The organism is Geodermatophilus sp. SYSU D01176 (genome assembly GCF_054050015.1).
Map to the genome: position 1 here is coordinate 105,408 of NZ_JBJGYN010000008.1, position 16,900 is coordinate 122,307.

17 protein-coding genes are annotated in these 16,900 nt (G+C 74.5%); 11 read left to right on the plus strand and 6 right to left on the minus strand.

The features are described from left to right. Positions 1 to 12: 12 nt before the first annotated feature. Together ACI78Z_RS07020 and ACI78Z_RS07025 are read right to left on the minus strand one after the other, a co-directional pair. A complete protein-coding gene (locus tag ACI78Z_RS07020; RefSeq protein ID WP_457035813.1) occupies positions 13 to 498 on the minus strand; it encodes a hypothetical protein in 486 nt (161 codons plus the stop codon). Positions 499 to 579: 81 nt separating this feature from the next. Continuing rightward, positions 580 to 1,329 (minus strand): hypothetical protein, encoded by a 750-nt coding sequence (locus ACI78Z_RS07025; RefSeq protein ID WP_457035814.1) that lies wholly within the window; start codon positions 1,327 to 1,329, stop codon positions 580 to 582. A gap of 87 nt (positions 1,330 to 1,416) precedes the next feature. Here ACI78Z_RS07025 and ACI78Z_RS07030 point away from each other — a divergent pair, with 87 nt between their 5' ends. Together ACI78Z_RS07030 and ACI78Z_RS07035 are read left to right on the plus strand one after the other, a co-directional pair. Beyond that, a complete protein-coding gene (locus ACI78Z_RS07030; protein ID WP_457035815.1) occupies positions 1,417 to 1,860 on the plus strand; it encodes an NfeD family protein in 444 nt (147 codons plus the stop codon). 95 nt (positions 1,861 to 1,955) lie between these two features. Further along, on the plus strand, positions 1,956 to 3,149 hold the full coding sequence (locus ACI78Z_RS07035) for an SPFH domain-containing protein (protein WP_457035816.1): 1,194 nt from the start codon (positions 1,956 to 1,958) through the stop codon (positions 3,147 to 3,149). Positions 3,150 to 3,229: 80 nt separating this feature from the next. Here the strand turns inward: ACI78Z_RS07035 and ACI78Z_RS07040 are convergent, their stop codons facing one another. Together ACI78Z_RS07040 and ACI78Z_RS07045 are read right to left on the minus strand one after the other, a co-directional pair. After that, complete coding sequence (locus ACI78Z_RS07040; protein WP_457035817.1) at positions 3,230 to 4,300, minus strand: RNA polymerase sigma factor SigF; 1,071 nt, start codon at positions 4,298 to 4,300, stop codon at positions 3,230 to 3,232. Next, on the minus strand, positions 4,297 to 4,767 hold the full coding sequence (locus ACI78Z_RS07045) for an ATP-binding protein (protein ID WP_457035818.1): 471 nt from the start codon (positions 4,765 to 4,767) through the stop codon (positions 4,297 to 4,299). The genes ACI78Z_RS07040 and ACI78Z_RS07045 overlap by 4 nt, the downstream gene beginning before the upstream one ends. 233 nt (positions 4,768 to 5,000) lie before the next feature. Between ACI78Z_RS07045 and ACI78Z_RS07050 the strand changes: the two genes are divergently transcribed. After that, on the plus strand, positions 5,001 to 6,839 hold the full coding sequence (locus ACI78Z_RS07050; RefSeq protein ID WP_457035819.1) for a SpoIIE family protein phosphatase: 1,839 nt from the start codon (positions 5,001 to 5,003) through the stop codon (positions 6,837 to 6,839). Between the two features lie 58 nt (positions 6,840 to 6,897). Then, the gene (locus ACI78Z_RS07055) at positions 6,898 to 7,917 is read left to right on the plus strand and encodes a DNA topoisomerase IB (protein WP_457035820.1); all 1,020 of its coding nucleotides are present in this window, start codon (positions 6,898 to 6,900) and stop codon (positions 7,915 to 7,917) included. Between the two features lie 98 nt (positions 7,918 to 8,015). On the opposite strand, the gene ACI78Z_RS07060 is transcribed toward ACI78Z_RS07055, so the two are convergent. After that, the gene (locus tag ACI78Z_RS07060; RefSeq protein WP_457035821.1) at positions 8,016 to 8,414 is read right to left on the minus strand and encodes an STAS domain-containing protein; all 399 of its coding nucleotides are present in this window, start codon (positions 8,412 to 8,414) and stop codon (positions 8,016 to 8,018) included. Between the two features lie 445 nt (positions 8,415 to 8,859). Then, complete coding sequence (locus tag ACI78Z_RS07065) at positions 8,860 to 9,393, minus strand: hypothetical protein (RefSeq protein WP_457035822.1); 534 nt, start codon at positions 9,391 to 9,393, stop codon at positions 8,860 to 8,862. A 190-nt stretch (positions 9,394 to 9,583) separates the two neighbouring features. On the opposite strand from ACI78Z_RS07065, the gene ACI78Z_RS07070 reads away from it, so the two are divergent. From ACI78Z_RS07070 to ACI78Z_RS07100, 7 genes are all read left to right on the plus strand, one after another. Then, the gene (locus ACI78Z_RS07070; RefSeq protein ID WP_457035823.1) at positions 9,584 to 10,159 is read left to right on the plus strand and encodes a DUF1360 domain-containing protein; all 576 of its coding nucleotides are present in this window, start codon (positions 9,584 to 9,586) and stop codon (positions 10,157 to 10,159) included. Between the two features lie 132 nt (positions 10,160 to 10,291). Next, positions 10,292 to 11,311, plus strand: a complete 1,020-nt coding sequence (gene ku / locus ACI78Z_RS07075; RefSeq protein WP_457035824.1) for a non-homologous end joining protein Ku — start codon at positions 10,292 to 10,294, stop codon at positions 11,309 to 11,311. A gap of 1 nt (position 11,312) precedes the next feature. Further along, on the plus strand, positions 11,313 to 12,617 hold the full coding sequence (ligD, locus tag ACI78Z_RS07080; protein ID WP_457035825.1) for a non-homologous end-joining DNA ligase: 1,305 nt from the start codon (positions 11,313 to 11,315) through the stop codon (positions 12,615 to 12,617). 19 nt (positions 12,618 to 12,636) lie between these two features. Next, on the plus strand, positions 12,637 to 13,557 hold the full coding sequence (gene ligD, locus ACI78Z_RS07085) for a non-homologous end-joining DNA ligase (RefSeq protein WP_457035826.1): 921 nt from the start codon (positions 12,637 to 12,639) through the stop codon (positions 13,555 to 13,557). Positions 13,558 to 13,630: 73 nt separating this feature from the next. Next, on the plus strand, positions 13,631 to 14,524 hold the full coding sequence (gene purU / locus ACI78Z_RS07090; RefSeq protein WP_457035827.1) for a formyltetrahydrofolate deformylase: 894 nt from the start codon (positions 13,631 to 13,633) through the stop codon (positions 14,522 to 14,524). A gap of 95 nt (positions 14,525 to 14,619) precedes the next feature. Then, positions 14,620 to 15,093 carry a Fur family transcriptional regulator gene (locus ACI78Z_RS07095; RefSeq protein ID WP_457035828.1) on the plus strand — a complete coding sequence of 158 codons (474 nt, stop codon included), beginning with the start codon at positions 14,620 to 14,622 and terminating at the stop codon, positions 15,091 to 15,093. Then, complete coding sequence (locus ACI78Z_RS07100) at positions 15,090 to 16,754, plus strand: catalase (protein ID WP_457035829.1); 1,665 nt, start codon at positions 15,090 to 15,092, stop codon at positions 16,752 to 16,754. The genes ACI78Z_RS07095 and ACI78Z_RS07100 overlap by 4 nt, the downstream gene beginning before the upstream one ends. Positions 16,755 to 16,900 lie beyond the last annotated feature (146 nt).

The window sequence follows — 16,900 nt, forward strand, 5'->3', positions numbered from 1 at the left end:
CGGCGCGTCCGATCAGGGTGCGGAGGGCAGCGGCTCGGTGGATCCCGCCTCGAGCGCTGCCCGGACGTGCTCCAGGCCGCTGCGGATGAGGCGCCCGTAGCCGTCGTCCGCGAGCTCGTCGATCGACGCCTCCGCCTGTGCCAGGTGCTGCCGCGCGCCGGGCGCGTCGCCGAGCCGGCGGAGGCAGTCGGCGAGGCTGAGGTGCAGCGACGGCAGCATGCCGCGCACCCGGAGTGCCGCGTCGTACCGCCGTGCGCGCTCGTCGGTGAGGTCGCCTGCCGCCGCCAGGGCTCGCTCGTCCCAGCGCAGCTCCGAGCGGACGTCGTCCTGCAGGTCGGCGAGGAAGTGGGCGAGGGTCACCCGGTGCAGCGGGTCGCCGTCCGGCCCCACCCGCTCCCACAGGTCGGTCAGCCGCCGGCGCGCCTCGGCACGCGCACCGCCGCGGCCGAGGTCCACGGCAGCGACGATCTCCGCCGTGGTCCCGTCGGCGGCGCTCACCGGTCGGGGGTGGGTGGGGGCGTGGGCCGCGGGTCCCGAGCTGTCACGCCGGCCATCGTCCGGCCTCGAGCGGCTCGAGGGTCAAGCGGTGCGCTCCCGCGGGACGGCGTTGTAGGCGGCGGCGATCGCCTCGCGGACGGCGTCGCCGAGCGGGCGCAGGGCGTCGTCGCGGGCGGCGGCCTGGCGGTGGGTGACCGCGCCGCCGGGGGCGTCGGTGAGCGCGAGGTCGAGCACCCGGGCCAGCCGCTGGGCGCGCGCCATCAGCGACATCGCCACCGGGTCGGTGCCTGGCGGCATCCCGGGTACGTGCGCGGCCTTCGCCAGCCCGGCCAGCAGCGCCGGCACCTCCGGGTGCCACCGCGCGAGGTCCAGCTCGGCGAGCGTGCGCGCCGCGTCCCCGACGGCGAGGTCGAGTGCGCCGGAGACCGCCCGCAGCGACCCCTCGACCGGTGGCGGCAGCGGCGGGGCGCCGGTCAGGTCGAACGCCGTCCACTGCACCGCCTCGGGACCCAGCGGCTCGGGCACCAGCGCGAGCCGCTCGCCGACGGCGGCCTGCCCGGTCTCCACCGCCAGGTCGGGGAGGCCCGGGACGCGGGGCAGCCCGCGGACGTCGCCGGGCACCGGCAACACCAGCCGGACGCGGGTCTCGCCGGCGCCGCGCAGCGCGCTCAGCGCCCAGCCGAGGGGGACCGCCCCGTCGGTGCCGGGCAGGCCGGCCACCCGGTGCGCGGTCGTGCCCACCAGGGCGTCGAGGGCGTCGTCGTAGGAGGCGCGGCCGGTGAGCCAGGCGGTCGCCCAGGCCGCGAACCGGCCCGCGGGGAAGTCGTGCACCCGGCGAGGTTATGCCGCCTGCCCGGCTGGGTGACGGGGGCCGCCGAGTGGGCCCGCACACCCGCCGCCGTCTGCGAGGATGCCGCCGTGGACGCCTGGGTGCTCTGGCTCATCGCCTCGGGCCTGTTCGCCGCCGGTGAGCTGGCCAGTGGCGACCTCTTCCTGCTGATGCTGGCCGGTGGCGCGCTCGGCGGTGTCGGGGTCGCGCTGCTCGGCGGCCCGGTCGTGCTGCAGCTGGTCGCGTTCGTCGTCGTCGCGGCGCTGCTCCTGGCGCTGGTACGCCCGCTGGCCAAGCGCCACCTGACCGAGCGCACCCCCGAGCAGCTGGACGGCGTGGCCGCGCTGGTCGGTCGCACCGCCAAGGTCACCCGCGCCGTCGACGGGCACGGCGGCCGCATCCGCCTCGGCGCCGACGAGTGGACCGCCCGCACCCAGTACGGCGGCGACCGGTTCCCCGTGGGCGCGACCGTGCGGATCCTGCAGGTGGACGGCGCCACCGCCGTCGTCGGTGACGCCCTCGAGCTGGAGTGACTGCCCTCCCGGGGTGATGCCGCGTCGCGCCGTGGCCGGAAAGTGATCTAACCGGGGCAGGATCGGGGGCGCACCGTCGAGGAAGGAGCGTTCCCGTGACGCCCGCACTGATCGCCCTCATCGTCATCGCGCTGCTGGTGGTGGTCGTCGTCGCCAAGAGCGTGACGATCGTGCCGCAGGCGCAGGCCAAGGTCGTCGAGCGGCTGGGCCGCTACAGCCGCACGCTCTCACCCGGCCTGTCGCTGCTGGTCCCCTTCATCGACCGCGTGCGGGCCACGATCGACCTGCGCGAGCAGGTGGTCTCCTTCCCGCCGCAGCCGGTGATCACCTCGGACAACCTGCAGGTCGGCATCGACACCGTCGTGTACTTCCAGGTGACCGACCCGCGGCTGGCCGTCTACGGGATCGCGAACTACATCACCGGCATGGAGCAGCTGACCACCACGACGCTGCGCAACGTGGTCGGCGGGCTGAACCTCGAGGGCGCGCTGACCGGCCGCGACGGCATCAACAGCCAGCTGCGCGAGGTGCTCGACGGCACCACCGGCCCGTGGGGGCTCCGCGTGGCCCGCGTGGAGATCAAGGCGATCGACCCGCCGCCGTCCATCCGCGACTCGATGGAGAAGCAGATGCGCGCCGACCGCGACAAGCGGGCGATCATCCTGCAGGCGGAGGGTGCCCGGCAGTCGGCGATCACCACGGCCGAGGGGCAGAAGGCCTCGGCGATCCTCTCCGCGGAGGGCAAGAAGCAGGCGGCGATCCTGGAGGCGGAGGCCGAGCGGCAGAGCCGGATCCTGCGGGCCGAGGGTGAACGCGCGGCGCTGTTCCTGCAGGCGCAGGGCCAGGCCAAGTCGATCGAGACGGTCTTCCAGGCCATCCACGACGGCAAGCCCGACCAGGGGCTGCTGGCCTACCAGTACCTGCAGACGCTGCCGCAGATCGCGCAGGGCGACGCGAACAAGATGTGGATCGTCCCGAGCGAGTTCAGCAAGGCCCTCGAGGGCCTGGCCAAGCTGGGCGGTGCGGACGGCGACGGGCGGTCCTGGATGGACGTCGACCCGTCCCGGGACGGCGGGAGCCGGCCGGCCGCGCAGCTGGACACCTCCGGCTGGTTCGAGTCGGCGCTGCCCCGGGCCGCCGACCAGCCCGAGGCGAAGATCGAGCTGTCCAGCATCGCCGACGCCGCGCCGGCCGTGCCGGCACCGGCGATCCCGGACACGACGTCCCTGGCCCGCGCCGCCGAGCACGAGGCCGCCGGCGAGACCCCGCAACCGCCGCCGCGGGGGTGACGCGCCGCACGATCACGGCGCGGTGACCACGACGGGCCGACCCCGGGTGGCCACCGCGCCGTGATCGTCGCCGCCGTGACTCAGTCCTTGAGCAGGCCCTCGCGGAGCTTGGCCAGGGTCTGGCTGAGCAGCCGGGAGACGTGCATCTGCGAGATGCCGATGTCGGCGGCGATCTGCGACTGGGTCATGTTGCCGAAGAACCGCAGGATGAGGATCCGCCGCTCCCGGGCCGGGATGGTGGCCAGCAGCGGCTGCAGCGACTCGCGGTACTCCACGCCCTCGAGCGCGGCGTCCTCCTCGCCGAGGGTGGCGGCGAGGGTGGGGGAGTCGTCCTCGCCGGAGAGCCGCTCGTCCAGCGAGCTGCTGCGGTAGGCGTTGGCCACGGCGAGCCCCTCGAGCACCTCCGCCCGCAGGATGCCCAGGTGCTCGGCCAGCTCCGACGGCGTCGGCGCGCGGCCGTTCTTCTGCGCGAGCTCACCGACCGCCGCGTTCAGCGACAGGTGCAGCTCCTGCAGTCGCCGCGGGACGCGCACCGACCAGCCCTGGTCGCGGAAGTGCCGCTTGATCTCACCGGTGATCGTCGGGACGGCGAAGGAGAGGAACTCCACGCCGCGGCTGGGGTCGAACCGGTCGATCGCGGCGATGAGCCCGAGGGTGCCGACCTGCAGCAGGTCGTCGAAGGGCTCACCGCGGTTGCTGAACCGGCGGGCGAAGTGCCGGACCAGCGGCAGGTGCTCCTCGACCAGGATCTCCCGCAGCCGCTCCCGGCGCGGGTCGTCCTTCTCCAGCGTGGCCAGCTCGGCGAACAGCGGCGCGGTGCGCTCCGCCCGCTTCCGGTTCTCCGACATCGGCGGGGTGCTGGGCGAGCCGGTGTCGGACGACGCGGTCTCGTCCTCGCCGTCCGGATCGTCCTCCGAGTCCTCCGCGGACTCCGCGTCCACCTCGTCGGCGTCGTCGTCCGCGGTGTCGCGCTCGACCGGGTCGACGGCATCCGGCCCGGGGACGACCTCGCTGCGCGGGTCGGGCACCACGACGGGCTGTTCCTCGGACGCGACCTCTCCCGCCGTGCCCTTCCGGCCGGTCGGGACCTCGTCGTCGCGCAGGGTGTCCTCCTCGACGGTCTGGGGTTCCGGGGCTGCCGCCCCGGTCACCGCGCGACCGAGACGTTCCGGCCCGAGTTCCCGAGCAGCTTGTCCATGGAGATGACGGCGACCGGCGAGGTGCTGCCGTCGCCGGCCGGGACGGTGGCCTGGGTCGCCGGACCGGCCTCGACCTTGTCGACCAGCGTGTGCAGCACCGCCCAGCCGAAGCCGTCGCGGGGGACGTCGGTGCCCTCGGCCGTGGGCACCCAGGCGTCGATGTGCAGCCCCTGCCGGGTGGTCTCGAAGACCACGGTCAGCCGGCGGTCGCCGGAGACGATCGACGAGAGCGTGGCGCAGGCCTCGTCGACGGCGAGCCGGAGGTCCTCCACCGCGTCGAGGTCGTAGTCCATCCGCATGGCCAGGTCACCGGCCATGGCCCGCACGGCGGGCAGCTGGGTGGGGGTGGTGGGCACCCGCAGTTCCAGTCGCTCGGCGCGCCGCCCGTCCTGCGTGAGGGCACCCCTCGAGTCCACCATCCGTCGTCCGCTCCTCATCCTCGCGTCGCGACCGCGCACCGGTGGCCGTGGAGGCCCCGGTCGACGCGGTTCGCTTCCATCCTGCCCGACCGGCCGGAGCGTCTCGCCCCGCACCGTCGGGCGGTGCACCTGAAGAGGTGGGATACCCCACCACCCCCTCCGGTCAAACCCCAGGTCACCCCGCGGGTCGGCGCGGTTGCACGCCACCGGGGGCTGCGGTTCGCTGGCCCCAGATGAACGCCAGCCAGCAGAGCCCGCCGTCCGGGCCCGCACGGGTCGACGACGCCGGCGGTGCCGCGCTCGTCGCAGCGCTGGAGACCGCCTCCGCGGCCATCTGGTGCCTGGCGGGTCCCGCGCTGGAGCCGGTGTGGGCCAACGCCCGTGCCCGCGCCCTCGGAACGGCTCCGCACGACCTCGCCTCGGCCGCCGGCCGCCGCGTCGCCGAGCTGGCCGACACGGTCGCCCGGACCGGCCGCGTCGAGACGGTGCACGGCGACCCGGACCCCGACGGCCGGACCGGAACCGTCGTGCTGCAGCCGCTGGACGTGCACGGGCGGCCCGGCGTCCTCGTCGTCGTCGAGGCCGACCGGTCCGAAGGCGGGTCCGTGGCAGAGGGCGACGTCGTCGACCAGGTGCAGCACTCGCTGCTGCCGCCGGCGCTGCCCCTGCTCCCGGACGTGCGGCTGTCCGGCAGCTACCACCGCGCCAGCTCGGTGTCCGCCGCCGGCGGCGACTGGTACGACGCGGTCCCGCTCGGCCGGGGCCGGCTGGCGCTGGTCGTCGGTGACGCCGTGGGCCACGGGGTGCCCGCCGCCGGGGCGATGAGCAGGCTCCGCGGGGCCATGCGCTCGGTGGCGCAGCGGGACCCCTCGCCGGCCGCCGTCGTCGCCGCTCTGGACGCCTTCGCGGGGCAGATGGACGACGTCGAGGGGGCCTCGGTGTTCTACGGGGTGCTCGAGGCGGCCACCGGGCGGCTGACCTACGCCGCGGCCGGGCACCCCGCTCCGCTGCTCGTCGGGGCCGACGGCCGCGCGGAGTTCCTCCCGCTGGACCCCCGCCCGCCCCTGGGCAGCCTGCCCGGCGCGCCGACCGTCGCGGCCACCGCGCTGGTCCCGCAGGGCGGCACCGTCGTGCTGTTCTCGGACGGCGCCGTCACCGGGGCGACGTCGGCGGCGGGCCTCGACCGGCTGGCCGAGGTGTCCCGCACCGCGCTGGCCGCCCCGGACGCGCTCGCCGACGCCGGACCGGGTGAGCTCGCCGCCGTGATCGTCGAGGCGCTCCTGGACACCGAGGAGCGGCCCGACGACATCGCCGTCCTCGTCGCGCACCGCCGGGCCGAGACGACCGAGCCGCTGGAGCTGGACCTGCCGGCCGTCCCGGCGGCGCTGCCGGCGGTCCGCCGGCAGCTGGGGGCGTGGCTGACCGGGCTGGGCATGGGCGAGCAGGACCGGATCGGGGTGATGGTCGCGGTGGGGGAGGCCGCCGCCAACGCGGCCGAGCACGCCTACCGCGACATCGAGCCGGGCCGGATGCGGGTGACCGCGGCGGTCGACGTCGACGGGCTGCTGACCGTCACCGTGCGCGACCAGGGCCGGTGGCGGCCGCCGGGCCGCGACCCCGGCGACCGCGGCCGGGGCCTGCTGATCATGCGGCAGCTGGTCGACGGGGTGGTGCTGCAGGGGGAGGACGGCACCACCGTCACGCTGAGCATGCGGCTGCGTCGCGGCCCGGAGGAGGACGAGGACCGTCCCGGCGGCACGAGCGCGGCCGAGGTCGTCGTCGACCGGAGCGCCGAACGCCCGGTCGTGCGGGCCGCCGGCGCGGTCGACATGGTCGGCGCGGAGCAGCTGCGCATCCGGTTGCTGGAGGCCAGCCACGGCGGCACCGGCCGGGTCGAGCTGGACCTCACCGCGGTCACCCTGTTCAGCAGCGCGGCGGTGCGCGTGGTCCTGGCCATGGCCCGGATCGCCGGCGAGGAGGGCTGGCGGCTGGTCGTGCACGCCCCCGAGGGTGGGGTCACCCGGCACGTCCTCGAGATCAGCGGCCTCGGCGGGCTGGTCGAGCTGCGCTGACGGGCGAAGCGCCGTCCCGCCGCGTTTGCGGAACGCCGGCGGTGCCCATCCTGTGGGCGTGAGACTCCGCCGCAGCGACGTGAACGGCCCGGGATGGCGGCGCCGGCGCGCCGGCCGCGGCTTCGCCTACCACGACGAGAACGGGGCCCTGATCAAGGACGAGCGCCTCGACCGGCTGCGGTCGCTGGCCATCCCGCCGGCCTGGCGGGACGTCTGGATCTGCCCCTGGCCCAACGGCCACATCCAGGCCACCGGTGTGGACGCCGCCGGTCGCCGGCAGTACCGCTACCACGACCAGTGGCGCGCGCGGCGGGACGCCGAGAAGCACGAGCGGGTGCTGGAGATCGCCCACCAGCTGCCCGACGTGCGGGACGCCGTCGTCGACGCCATCCACGGGGAGGGGCTGAACCGCGAGCGGGTGCTGGCCGCCGCCGTCCGGCTGCTGGACCTGGGTGCCTTCCGGGTCGGCAGCGAGCAGTACGCCGAGGACAACGGCACCTACGGGCTGGCCACGCTGCGCCGGGACCACGTCCGGGTGCGCGGCGAGCGGGTGTTCTTCTCCTACACCGCCAAGGGGGGCATCGAGCGGGAGCTGGAGCTCACCGACAAGCCGACCGCGGACGTCGTCCGGGAACTGCTCAAGCGACCCGAGGACGGCGAGGAGCTGCTCGGCTACTGGGTGGCGGACCCGGCGGGCGGAGGCCGGGTCTGGCACGACGTGACCAGCACCGAGGTGAACGCCTACCTCAAGGAGATCAGCGGCGCGGAGATCACCGCCAAGGACTTCCGCACGTGGAACGCCACGGTGCAGATGGCCGCGACGCTGGCTGCGGCTCCGCCACCGAAGACCAAGACCGCGCGCAAGCGGACGGTCAACGCCGCCTACAAGGAGGTCTCCGAGCAGCTCGGCAACACCCCGGCGGTCTGCAAGGCCAGCTACGTCGACCCGCGCGTGGTGGACCGCTACGAGAACGGGGAGACCATCGCCGACGCGCTGACGGAGGCGGCGGACGCCGAGGGCGACCGCGAGGTGCAGCGCACCCTGGAGCAGGCGGTCTGCCGGCTGCTCAGCGCCTGAGGGAGGACCCCGCCGCAGACGACGAGAGGCCCCGCCGCAGCGGGGCCTCTCGTCGTGGGACGCGGGTGCGGGCACGCGGCCCGCTCCGGCTCAGGAGGTCAGCGGGTGCTGCCGTCGACGATGGTGAACAGGTCGATCAGGCCGGTGACCTCGAGCGGGCGGGTGACCGCCCGGGTGGTGGCGACCAGGCGGAGGTCGACGTCGCGCGAGCGGGCCGACTTCTGGGTCTCCACGAGGACGGCCAGGCCGGCGGACCCGAGGAACTGGACGCCCGACAGGTCGATGACCAGGGCCTTGGGCTGCTGCTCGAGCTGGGTGTCGAGCGACGACCGGAGCACCGGGGCGGTGAACGTGTCCACTTCGCCGACGACCGTCACCGTGACCGCGCCGTCCTCACCGGTGGAGGTCGAGAGCGTGATCACGTCGTCGAAGGGTGCCTCCGTGCCCTCGGTCGACACGTCGGGCTGCCCCTCGGCAGGCAGGTCGGATGTGGTCACGGGCTGAGCTCCTCTCAACGGCAGTACCCGACGGCACGACCGCCCGGTCAATCTACCGCTGCGCGGCCCCCCGGATGTCGTGGCCCCCGGACACTCACGTCGTCGTTCGTGTCCACGCCGGGCGGATCGCCGGCACGGCCGCGGCTGCCTGCTCAACCGCAACAACAACGTAGACATCCGAGTCCGAACGCGCCAACCCGCCCCGGACCACCGCCACGAACTCGTGACACGGTGCCCCTCCAGGGTGAAGGGCCACCGTGTCCCGTGTCGGTGGCCCGTGGGAGTCGGTGAGCTCGCCCTGCACGAGCCGGGCACGGCACCTCGCCGGAGTGGCCCGGCCACGGGGGCCCGGAGGGGCCCCTGGCCGGACACGGGGAAGGGCCCGGCCGGCCCCTGCAGGGTCCCGCCGCGAGCGTGCGAGCCGCGGGGGGCAGAGGGTCCTCGTTCAGTCCACGACGTGGATGGCCGACTCCTCCGGACCCTCGCCGCCGACCACCGGGTCGAGGCTGGCCTCGACGTCGTCGGCGGTGCGGTTGGTACCGGAGTCGGTGTCCGGGGTGGTGTCGTAGTCCTGCTCGAGCTGGCCGATGCCACGGCCCGGGTCCTCGGCGGGGCGCACGTCCGGGACGTCGTCGGCGATCTCCTCCTCCAGCCGCCCGGACAGCGGCTTGCCCTCGGACTGCTCCAGGGCCGTGGTGCCGAAGTCGACGGTCTGGTGGCCCTCCCGGTCGCCCGGCTCCGGGGCGAACTGCGGGTCCTCGGACCGCTGCATCGTCGGGAAGTCGTCCTGGGAGACGTCCGGGACACCGTCGTCCTCGGGGAAGACGTCCCGGGCGGTCTGGCCCTCGGGGCCGGTGGCGCCCGTCGCACCGCGGACGTCGTCGCTCGTCCCGGTGAGGCCCCGCTCGTCGTCGGGGAACTCGGTGTCGTTGAGGGCGGAGTGGATCGCTCCGCGGTCGTTCGGGTCCGGCTCGGTCATGGGTGTGCCTCCGTTCTGGGTGCGTCCGCCGCGCGCACGCTCGCCCGTCCCGTGGACGGGGGACCGGTCGGGGGACCGGCGTCGTGATCGCGCCCTACCCGTCGGACCCCGCCCCATGCGTGACCCGGCTCGCGGACACCCGCCGGGCCGGTTCCGCATGGCGCCCCCGGGAGTGGGTAGCGCGCCTGCCATGGCCATCACAGACGAGGTGCAGCGGATCGGGGCTCCCGTCCGCCGCTGGGCCCGCCACCAGAAGCGCGAGTACACGCAGGGGGAGCCGCGCCCGCTGGCCGGTGACCTGGGCGCCATGGGCGTGTACCTCGGCCTGGTGTCGGCCGGCGCGGCCGCCGTCCGCGCCTCGGGCCGGGAGCTGCCCGAGCGGATCCCGCCGGGCGACGCGGCGCTGCTGGCGGTGGCCACCTTCCGGCTGGCCCGGCGGATCGCCAAGGACCCGGTGACCAGCCCGCTCCGGGCGCCGTTCACGACCTTCCAGGGCCCCTCGGGCCACGCGGAGGTCGCCGAGGAGGTCCGGGAGCACGGCGGGGTCAAGCACGCGGTCGGGGAGTTGCTCACCTGCCCGTTCTGCCTGGCGCAGTGGGTGGCGACCGGACTGGTCTTCGGCTACGTGACCGCGCCCAGGGCCACCCGCCTGGCCGCGCTGACCATGACGCTGGTCGCCGGGTCCGACATCCTGCAGTTCGTCTACGACTCGATCCAGAACGGCGCGCTGGCGCCTGCCGGCGAGGAGGAGACCGGCGTGCAGTGACTCCTCCGTCCGGAGGAGGCGGCGCCGCTCGACCTGCCGGAGGGGCGGCAGCGGTCCTATCCTGGTGATCTTGACCGCTCCGGCCTTCCCCGCCCGCGGTCCACGGACGGGTATCTCGACAGGAGCACGGGCATGCGGTCGATCTGGCGCGGGGCGGTGTCCTTCGGCCTGGTCAGCATCGGCGTGAAGCTGTACACGGCCACCGAGGACCACGACATCCGGTTCAACCAGGTGCACGCCGTCGACGGCGGGCGCATCAAGTACCGGCGGGTGTGCTCGATCGACGGCGCCGAGGTCGAGTACTCCGAGATCGCCAAGGGCTACGAGCTGCCCGACGGCCAGCTCGTGGTGCTCACCGACGAGGACTTCGAGGAGCTGCCGCTGGCCTCCCGGCGGGAGATCGAGGTCCTGCAGTTCGTCGACCAGGACGAGATCGACCCGATCCAGTACGAGAAGACCTACTACCTGGAGCCCGACCCCTCGGCGACCCGCCCGTACGTGCTGCTGCGCGACGCCCTGGAGAACGCCGGCCGGGTCGCCATCACCAAGATCGCCATCCGGTCGCGGGAGTCGCTGGCGGCGCTGCGCGTGAAGGACGGCGTGATGGTGCTGCACACCATGCGCTGGCCCGACGAGATCCGTCGTCCGGACTTCGCGTTCCTCGACGAGGACGTCGCCGTCCGGCCGCAGGAGCTGCAGATGGCCGAGGCCCTGATCGGGTCGATGACCGGTGCGTTCGACCCGACCGAGTTCACCGACGACTACCGCGAGGCGATGACCGAGCTGCTGGAGGCCAAGCAGAGCGGCGGCGAGGTGCAGCCGCTGCCCGAGACCGCCGACTCCGGCGCGGCCGTCGTCGACCTGATGAGCGCGCTGCGCCGCAGCGTGGAGGCCGCCCGCGGCGGCGCCCCGGCCGAGGAGGCCCCCGTCCGGCGGGCGCCGGCCAAGAAGGCCACCGCCGCGAGGAAGTCGGCACCCCCGGCCGACGGCGAGGACGCCGCCCCGGCCCGCCGGACGACGGCGAAGCGCACCACCCCGGCGAAGAAGGCGACCGCCGCCGCGAAGAAGACGGCGGCCGCGAAGAAGGCGACGGCCGCGAAGAAGGCGACCGCCGACGAGGCGCCAGCCAAGCGGGCCCGCCGCACCGCCTGAGGTGCCGTCCCGGGCGAGCACCCGGCGGACGCCCCCGGCCGGGGAGCCGTTCGCCGTCGCCGAGCACCCGTCCGGCGTCGTGCTGCGGCTGGAGCGGGACGGCGTCCCGTGGTGCTGGACACTGCCGGAGGGGCCGCCGAGCGCTCGGGGGCCCGCGCGGCCCGCCGTCCCCGCGCCGTGCGCCGCAGCCGTAGGCCCCACCTGGGACGCCGGCCGCTACGCCACGGAGCAGTGGAGCGACGACCGCGTGGTCGTCTCGCTCGCGGGTCGGCGGCTGCACGGCCGGCACGTCCTCTTCCGGCGGTCCGACAGCGGTTGGGCCATCCGCGCGGTCGACGCGCCGGCCGAGGGCCCGCCCCTGGTGCCGATGCTCGCGACGCCGGGGGAGCTGCCGCCGCCGGCGCAGGACGGCGCGTGGGGTTACGAGTTCAAGTGGGACGGTGTGCGGGCGGTGGCCGTCGTCGAGGTCGGGGAGTTGGCCCTCTGGGCGCGCAGCGGCACCGACATCACCGTCCGTTATCCCGAACTGAAGCGGCTGCCGACGGCGTTGGGCGGGCACGACGCCGTCGTCGACGGCGAAGTGGTCGCCCTCGACACGCGCGGCCGGCCGGACTTCGGCGCGCTGCAGGGGCGGATGCACCGCACCGGCCCGGAGGTGCGTCGCATGGCTGCGGCGGCCCCGGTCAGCTACCTGGTGTTCGACCTGCTGGCGTGGGACGGGCAGAGCCTGCTGGCGCTGCCGTACGCGCAGCGCCGGGAGCGGCTGGAGGCGCTCGGCGTCGCGGGGGAGCGGTGGGTGCCCACGCCCTGGTTCCGCGGCGGCGGGGCCGCGGTGCTGGCCGCGAGCCGGGACAACGGGCTGGAGGGCGTCGTCGCCAAGCGGCTGGACTCGCCGTACCGCCCGGGGGTGCGCGGGCCGGAGTGGCGCAAGGTGAAGAACGTCCGGACGCAGGCGGTCGTGGTCGGCGGCTGGCGGCCGGGGCAGGGCCGGCGGGCCGGGGGCGTGGGCTCGCTGCTGGTGGGGGTGCACGACGACGCCGGCCGGCTGGTCTACGCCGGGCACGTCGGCACCGGCTTCACGGCGGCGGCCCTGAAGGAGCTCGAGCCGCTGTTCACGCCGGCCGACGCGCCACCCTTCGCCGACGCGCTGCCGCGTGAGGTCACCCGCGACGCGCACTGGGTGGCGCCGGAGCTGGTCGGGGAGGTCGCGTTCGCCGCGTGGACCGCCGACGGCCGGATGCGCCACCCCTCGTGGCGCGGCCTGCGCGACGACCTCGTGCCGGAGGACGTGGTCGAGGAGTGGTGAACCGGGTACGGGGGGTCGGGTGACCCGGCAGCTGGTGCGCGTCGACGGGCGGCAGCTGCACGTCTCGAACCTGGAGAAGGTCCTGTTCCCCGAGGTCTCCTTCACCAAGGCGCAGGTCATCGACTACTACGTGCGGATCGCGCCGGTGCTGCTGCCGCACCTGTCCGGCCGGCCGGTGACCTTCACCCGCTGGCCCGACGGGGTCGAGGGGCAGGCGTTCTTCGAGAAGAACAGCGCCCGGCACGCCCCCGACTGGGTGCGGAAGGTGACCGTGCCCAGCCCCGGGAGCTCCCGCGGCCGGGAGACCCTCGACATGGTCATCCTGGAGACCGTCGCCGACCTGGCGTGGGCGGCCAACCTGGCCGCGCTGGAGCTGCACGTGCCGCAGTGGCAGGTGGGCAGCCGGCTGCAGCCGGCGCTGCCGGACCTGCTCGTGCTCGACCTCGACCCCGGGCCGGACGCCGGGATCCTCGAGTGCTGCGAGGTCGCCGACCGGCTGCGCGAGCGCCTGGTGGACGACGGCCTGGACCCGGTGGTCAAGACGTCGGGCTCCAAGGGCATGCAGGTGTACGCGCCGATCCGGGTGACCGACCGCGAGCACCCCAGCCGGTACGCCAAGGCGCTGGCGCAGCAGCTGTCGGCCGAGACGCCGGACCGCGTGGTGTGGCGGATGGAGAAGGTGCTGCGGCCGGGCAAGGTGCTCGTCGACTGGAGCCAGAACAACCCCGCCAAGACCACCGTGGCGCCGTACTCGCTGCGCGCCCGGCCCGACGCGACGGTGTCCACCCCGATCGGCTGGGACGAGGTCGAGGCGGTGCTCGACGGCGCCGATCCCGGCGCGCTGCGCTTCCGTACCGAGGACGTGCTGGCCCGCGTGGAGGAGTACGGCGACCTGTTCGACATCGCCGGGGCGCAGCGCGCCGTCCTGCCCTCGACCTGAAGGGGTCACCGGTCCGCCGGGGCAGGGGTGGGGTGGGGCGCGCCGGGGCCGTGGCCTGGCATCCTCGCTTCCCGTGTCCGCTGAACTGCCCTCGCCCGGCCCGCGTGACGACCGGCTGGACGACGTCGGCCGCCTGGTGGTCCGCTGCCCCGACCGGCCGGGGATCGTCGCCGTCGTCAGTGGGCTGATGGCCGACGTCGGGGCGAACATCATCGACTCGCAGCAGCACTCCTCCGACCCGGTGGGCGGCACGTTCACGCTGCGGCTGGAGTTCTTCCTCGCCGACCTGACCGCTCGCCGCCAGCAGCTCGAGGGCGCCCTGGCGCTGCTCGCGCAGCAGTGGCAGTTCACCTGGCGGCTGACCGAGGCCGCGTACCGGCCGCGGCTGGCGGTGTTCGTCTCCAAGACCGACCACGTGCTGCAGGAGTTGCTCTACCGGGTGCGCGCCGGCGACCTGCGCGCCGAGATCGCCGCCGTCGTCTCCAACCACCCCGACCTCGAGCCGGTCGCCTGCGCGGCCGGCGTCCCGTTCCACCACGTCCCGGTGACGCCGGAGACCAAGGCCGAGGCCGAGGCGCGGGCGCTGGAGCTGATCGGGGACGTCGACCTGGTGGTCCTCGCCCGCTACATGCAGATCGTCTCGGCGGACTTCTGCAGCCGGTTCCCCGAGCGGCTGATCAACATCCACCACAGCTTCCTGCCGGCCTTCGTCGGGGCGAACCCGTACCGGGCGGCGCACGACCGCGGCGTGAAGCTGATCGGGGCGACCGCGCACTACGTGACCCCCGAGCTCGACGCCGGGCCGATCATCGAGCAGGAGGTCGCCCGGGTGGACCACCGCGCGACCGTGGCGGACATGCGCCGGATCGGCCGCTACGTCGAGCGCCAGGTGCTGGCGCAGGCGGTCACCTGGCACGTCGAGGACCGGGTCATCGTGGACGGGGAGAAGACGATCGTCTTCGCCTAGGCCCCCTGCAGGGGCCCGCCGCGAGCGTGCGAGCGGCGGGGGGCAGGAGGTCCTTCTCTTGACTGGTTCAAGAAAAGCGTGTTGGCTGGGCCGTGGTGGAGACGACCTGGCAGGAGCAGCTCCGCGCGGTGGGGCTGCGCGTCACCCGGCCTCGGCTGTCGGTGCTGCAGGTGCTCGCCGAGCGTCCGCACGCGGACGTCGACACCATCGTCACCGTCGCCCGCGCGTTGCACCCGTCGTTGTCGCCGCAGGCGGTCTACGGGGTGCTCCAGGCGCTCGTCAGCGGCGGCCTGGCCCGCCGGATCGAGCCGGCCGGCGCGCCCGCGCTGTTCGAGCTGCGGGTCGGTGACAACCACCACCACCTGGTCTGCCGCTCGTGCGGTGCCGTCGCGGACGTCGACTGCACCGTGGGGGCGGCCCCGTGCCTGACGCCCTCGGGCACGGCGGGTTTCGTCGTGGACGAGGCGGAGGTCGTCTTCTGGGGTCTGTGCCGCGAGTGCCGGGCACGGACGCCAGAGGCGACCGCGCAGGTCCTTCAGCACCACAATCGAGGAGGAGTCAACGCATGACCGACGTCGCATCGCAGGGCCCGGCGCCGAGCGAGGCGGACCGTCCGATCCTGACCAACCGTCAGGGCCACCCGGTCTACGACAACCAGAACCAGCGGACGGTGGGGGCCCGTGGCCCGGCGACGCTGGAGAACTACCAGTTCCTCGAGAAGATCAGTCACTTCGACCGGGAGCGGATCCCGGAGCGCGTGGTGCACGCCCGCGGCGTGACCGCCTTCGGCTACTTCGAGGCCGACGGCACCGTCGGCGACGAGCCGATCGCGAAGTACACCCGCGCCAAGCTGTTCCAGGAGAAGGGCAAGCGCACCGACGTCGCGCTGCGCTTCTCGACCGTCGCCGGTGGCCGGGACTCCTCCGAGTCCGCGCGCGACCCCCGCGGTTTCGCGGTGAAGTTCTACACCGAGGACGGCAACTGGGACCTCGTCGGCAACAACCTGGGCGTCTTCTTCATCCGCGACGCCATCAAGTTCCCCGACTTCATCCACTCGCAGAAGCCCGACCCGGTCACCTTCGAGGCCAGCGTCGCCGAGCGCGCCTTCGACTTCTTCAGCCAGACCCCCGAGGCCATGCACATGATCACGCTGGTGTTCAGCCCGCGTGGCACGCCGGCGAGCTACCGGTTCATGCAGGGCTTCGGCGTCAACACCTACAAGTGGGTCAACGCCCAGGGTGAGAGCGTCCTGGTCAAGTACCACTGGCTGCCCGAGCAGGGTGTGAAGTCCTGGACCGCCGCGGACGCCTCGGCGGTCCAGGCCCAGACCCTCGGGGCCCACACGAAGGACCTGCACGACTCGATCGCTGCCGGCGACTTCCCGTCGTGGGAGCTGCACGTGCAGATCATGAGCGACGACGAGCACCCGGAGCTGGACTTCGACCCGCTCGACGACACCAAGGTGTGGCCGGAGGAGGTCTTCCCGCTCCGCAAGGTCGGGACGATGACCCTGAACCGGATGCCGTCGGACAACTTCACCGAGAACGAGCAGATCGCGTTCGGCACCGGTGTGCTGGTCGACGGCCTGGACTTCTCCGACGACAAGATGCTGGTCGGCCGGACGTTCTCCTACTCCGACACCCAGCGCTACCGGGTGGGCCCGAACTACCTGCAGCTGCCGGTGAACCAGCCGAAGGCGCGGGTGGCCACCAACCAGCGCGACGGTCAGATGGCCTACGGCGTCGACCGGGCCGAGGGCACCAACCCGCACGTGAACTACGAGCCGTCGATCCTCGGCGGCCTGCGCGAGGCGCAGTCCCCCACCCACGACGAGCAGGGCCCGGTCATCACCGGCCGGCTCACCCGCAAGCGGATCCCGCGCACCGACGACTACGCGCAGGCCGGCGAGCGCTACCTGCTGTCGGAGCAGTGGGAGAAGGACGACCTGGTCGCGAACCTGGTCGGTGCGCTGCAGCAGTGCAACCGCGAGATCCAGGAGCGGATGGTCTGGCACTTCTTCATGTGCGAGGACGAGCTGGGCCAGCGCGTCGGCGACGGCCTGGGCATCACCGCGGACGACGTCCGTGGCCTGCCCCCGCTGCAGACGCAGACCCTCTCCGAGGAGGAGCAGCAGCGCGCCGCCAACCTCGGCAAGAACGGTCCGCGTGACGTCTCCGGCCACGTCATGACGCACTGCGTGCCCAACGAGCACGTCGTCGTCGCCGGCTGACACCGGCACCAGCACTCCGCGGCGGGGGGGGGGGGGGGGGGGGGGGGGGGGGGGGGGGGGGGGGGGGGGGGGGGGGGGGGGGGGGGGGGGGGGGGGGGGGGGGGGGGGGGGGGGGGGGGGGGGGGGGGGGGGGGGGGGGGGGGGGG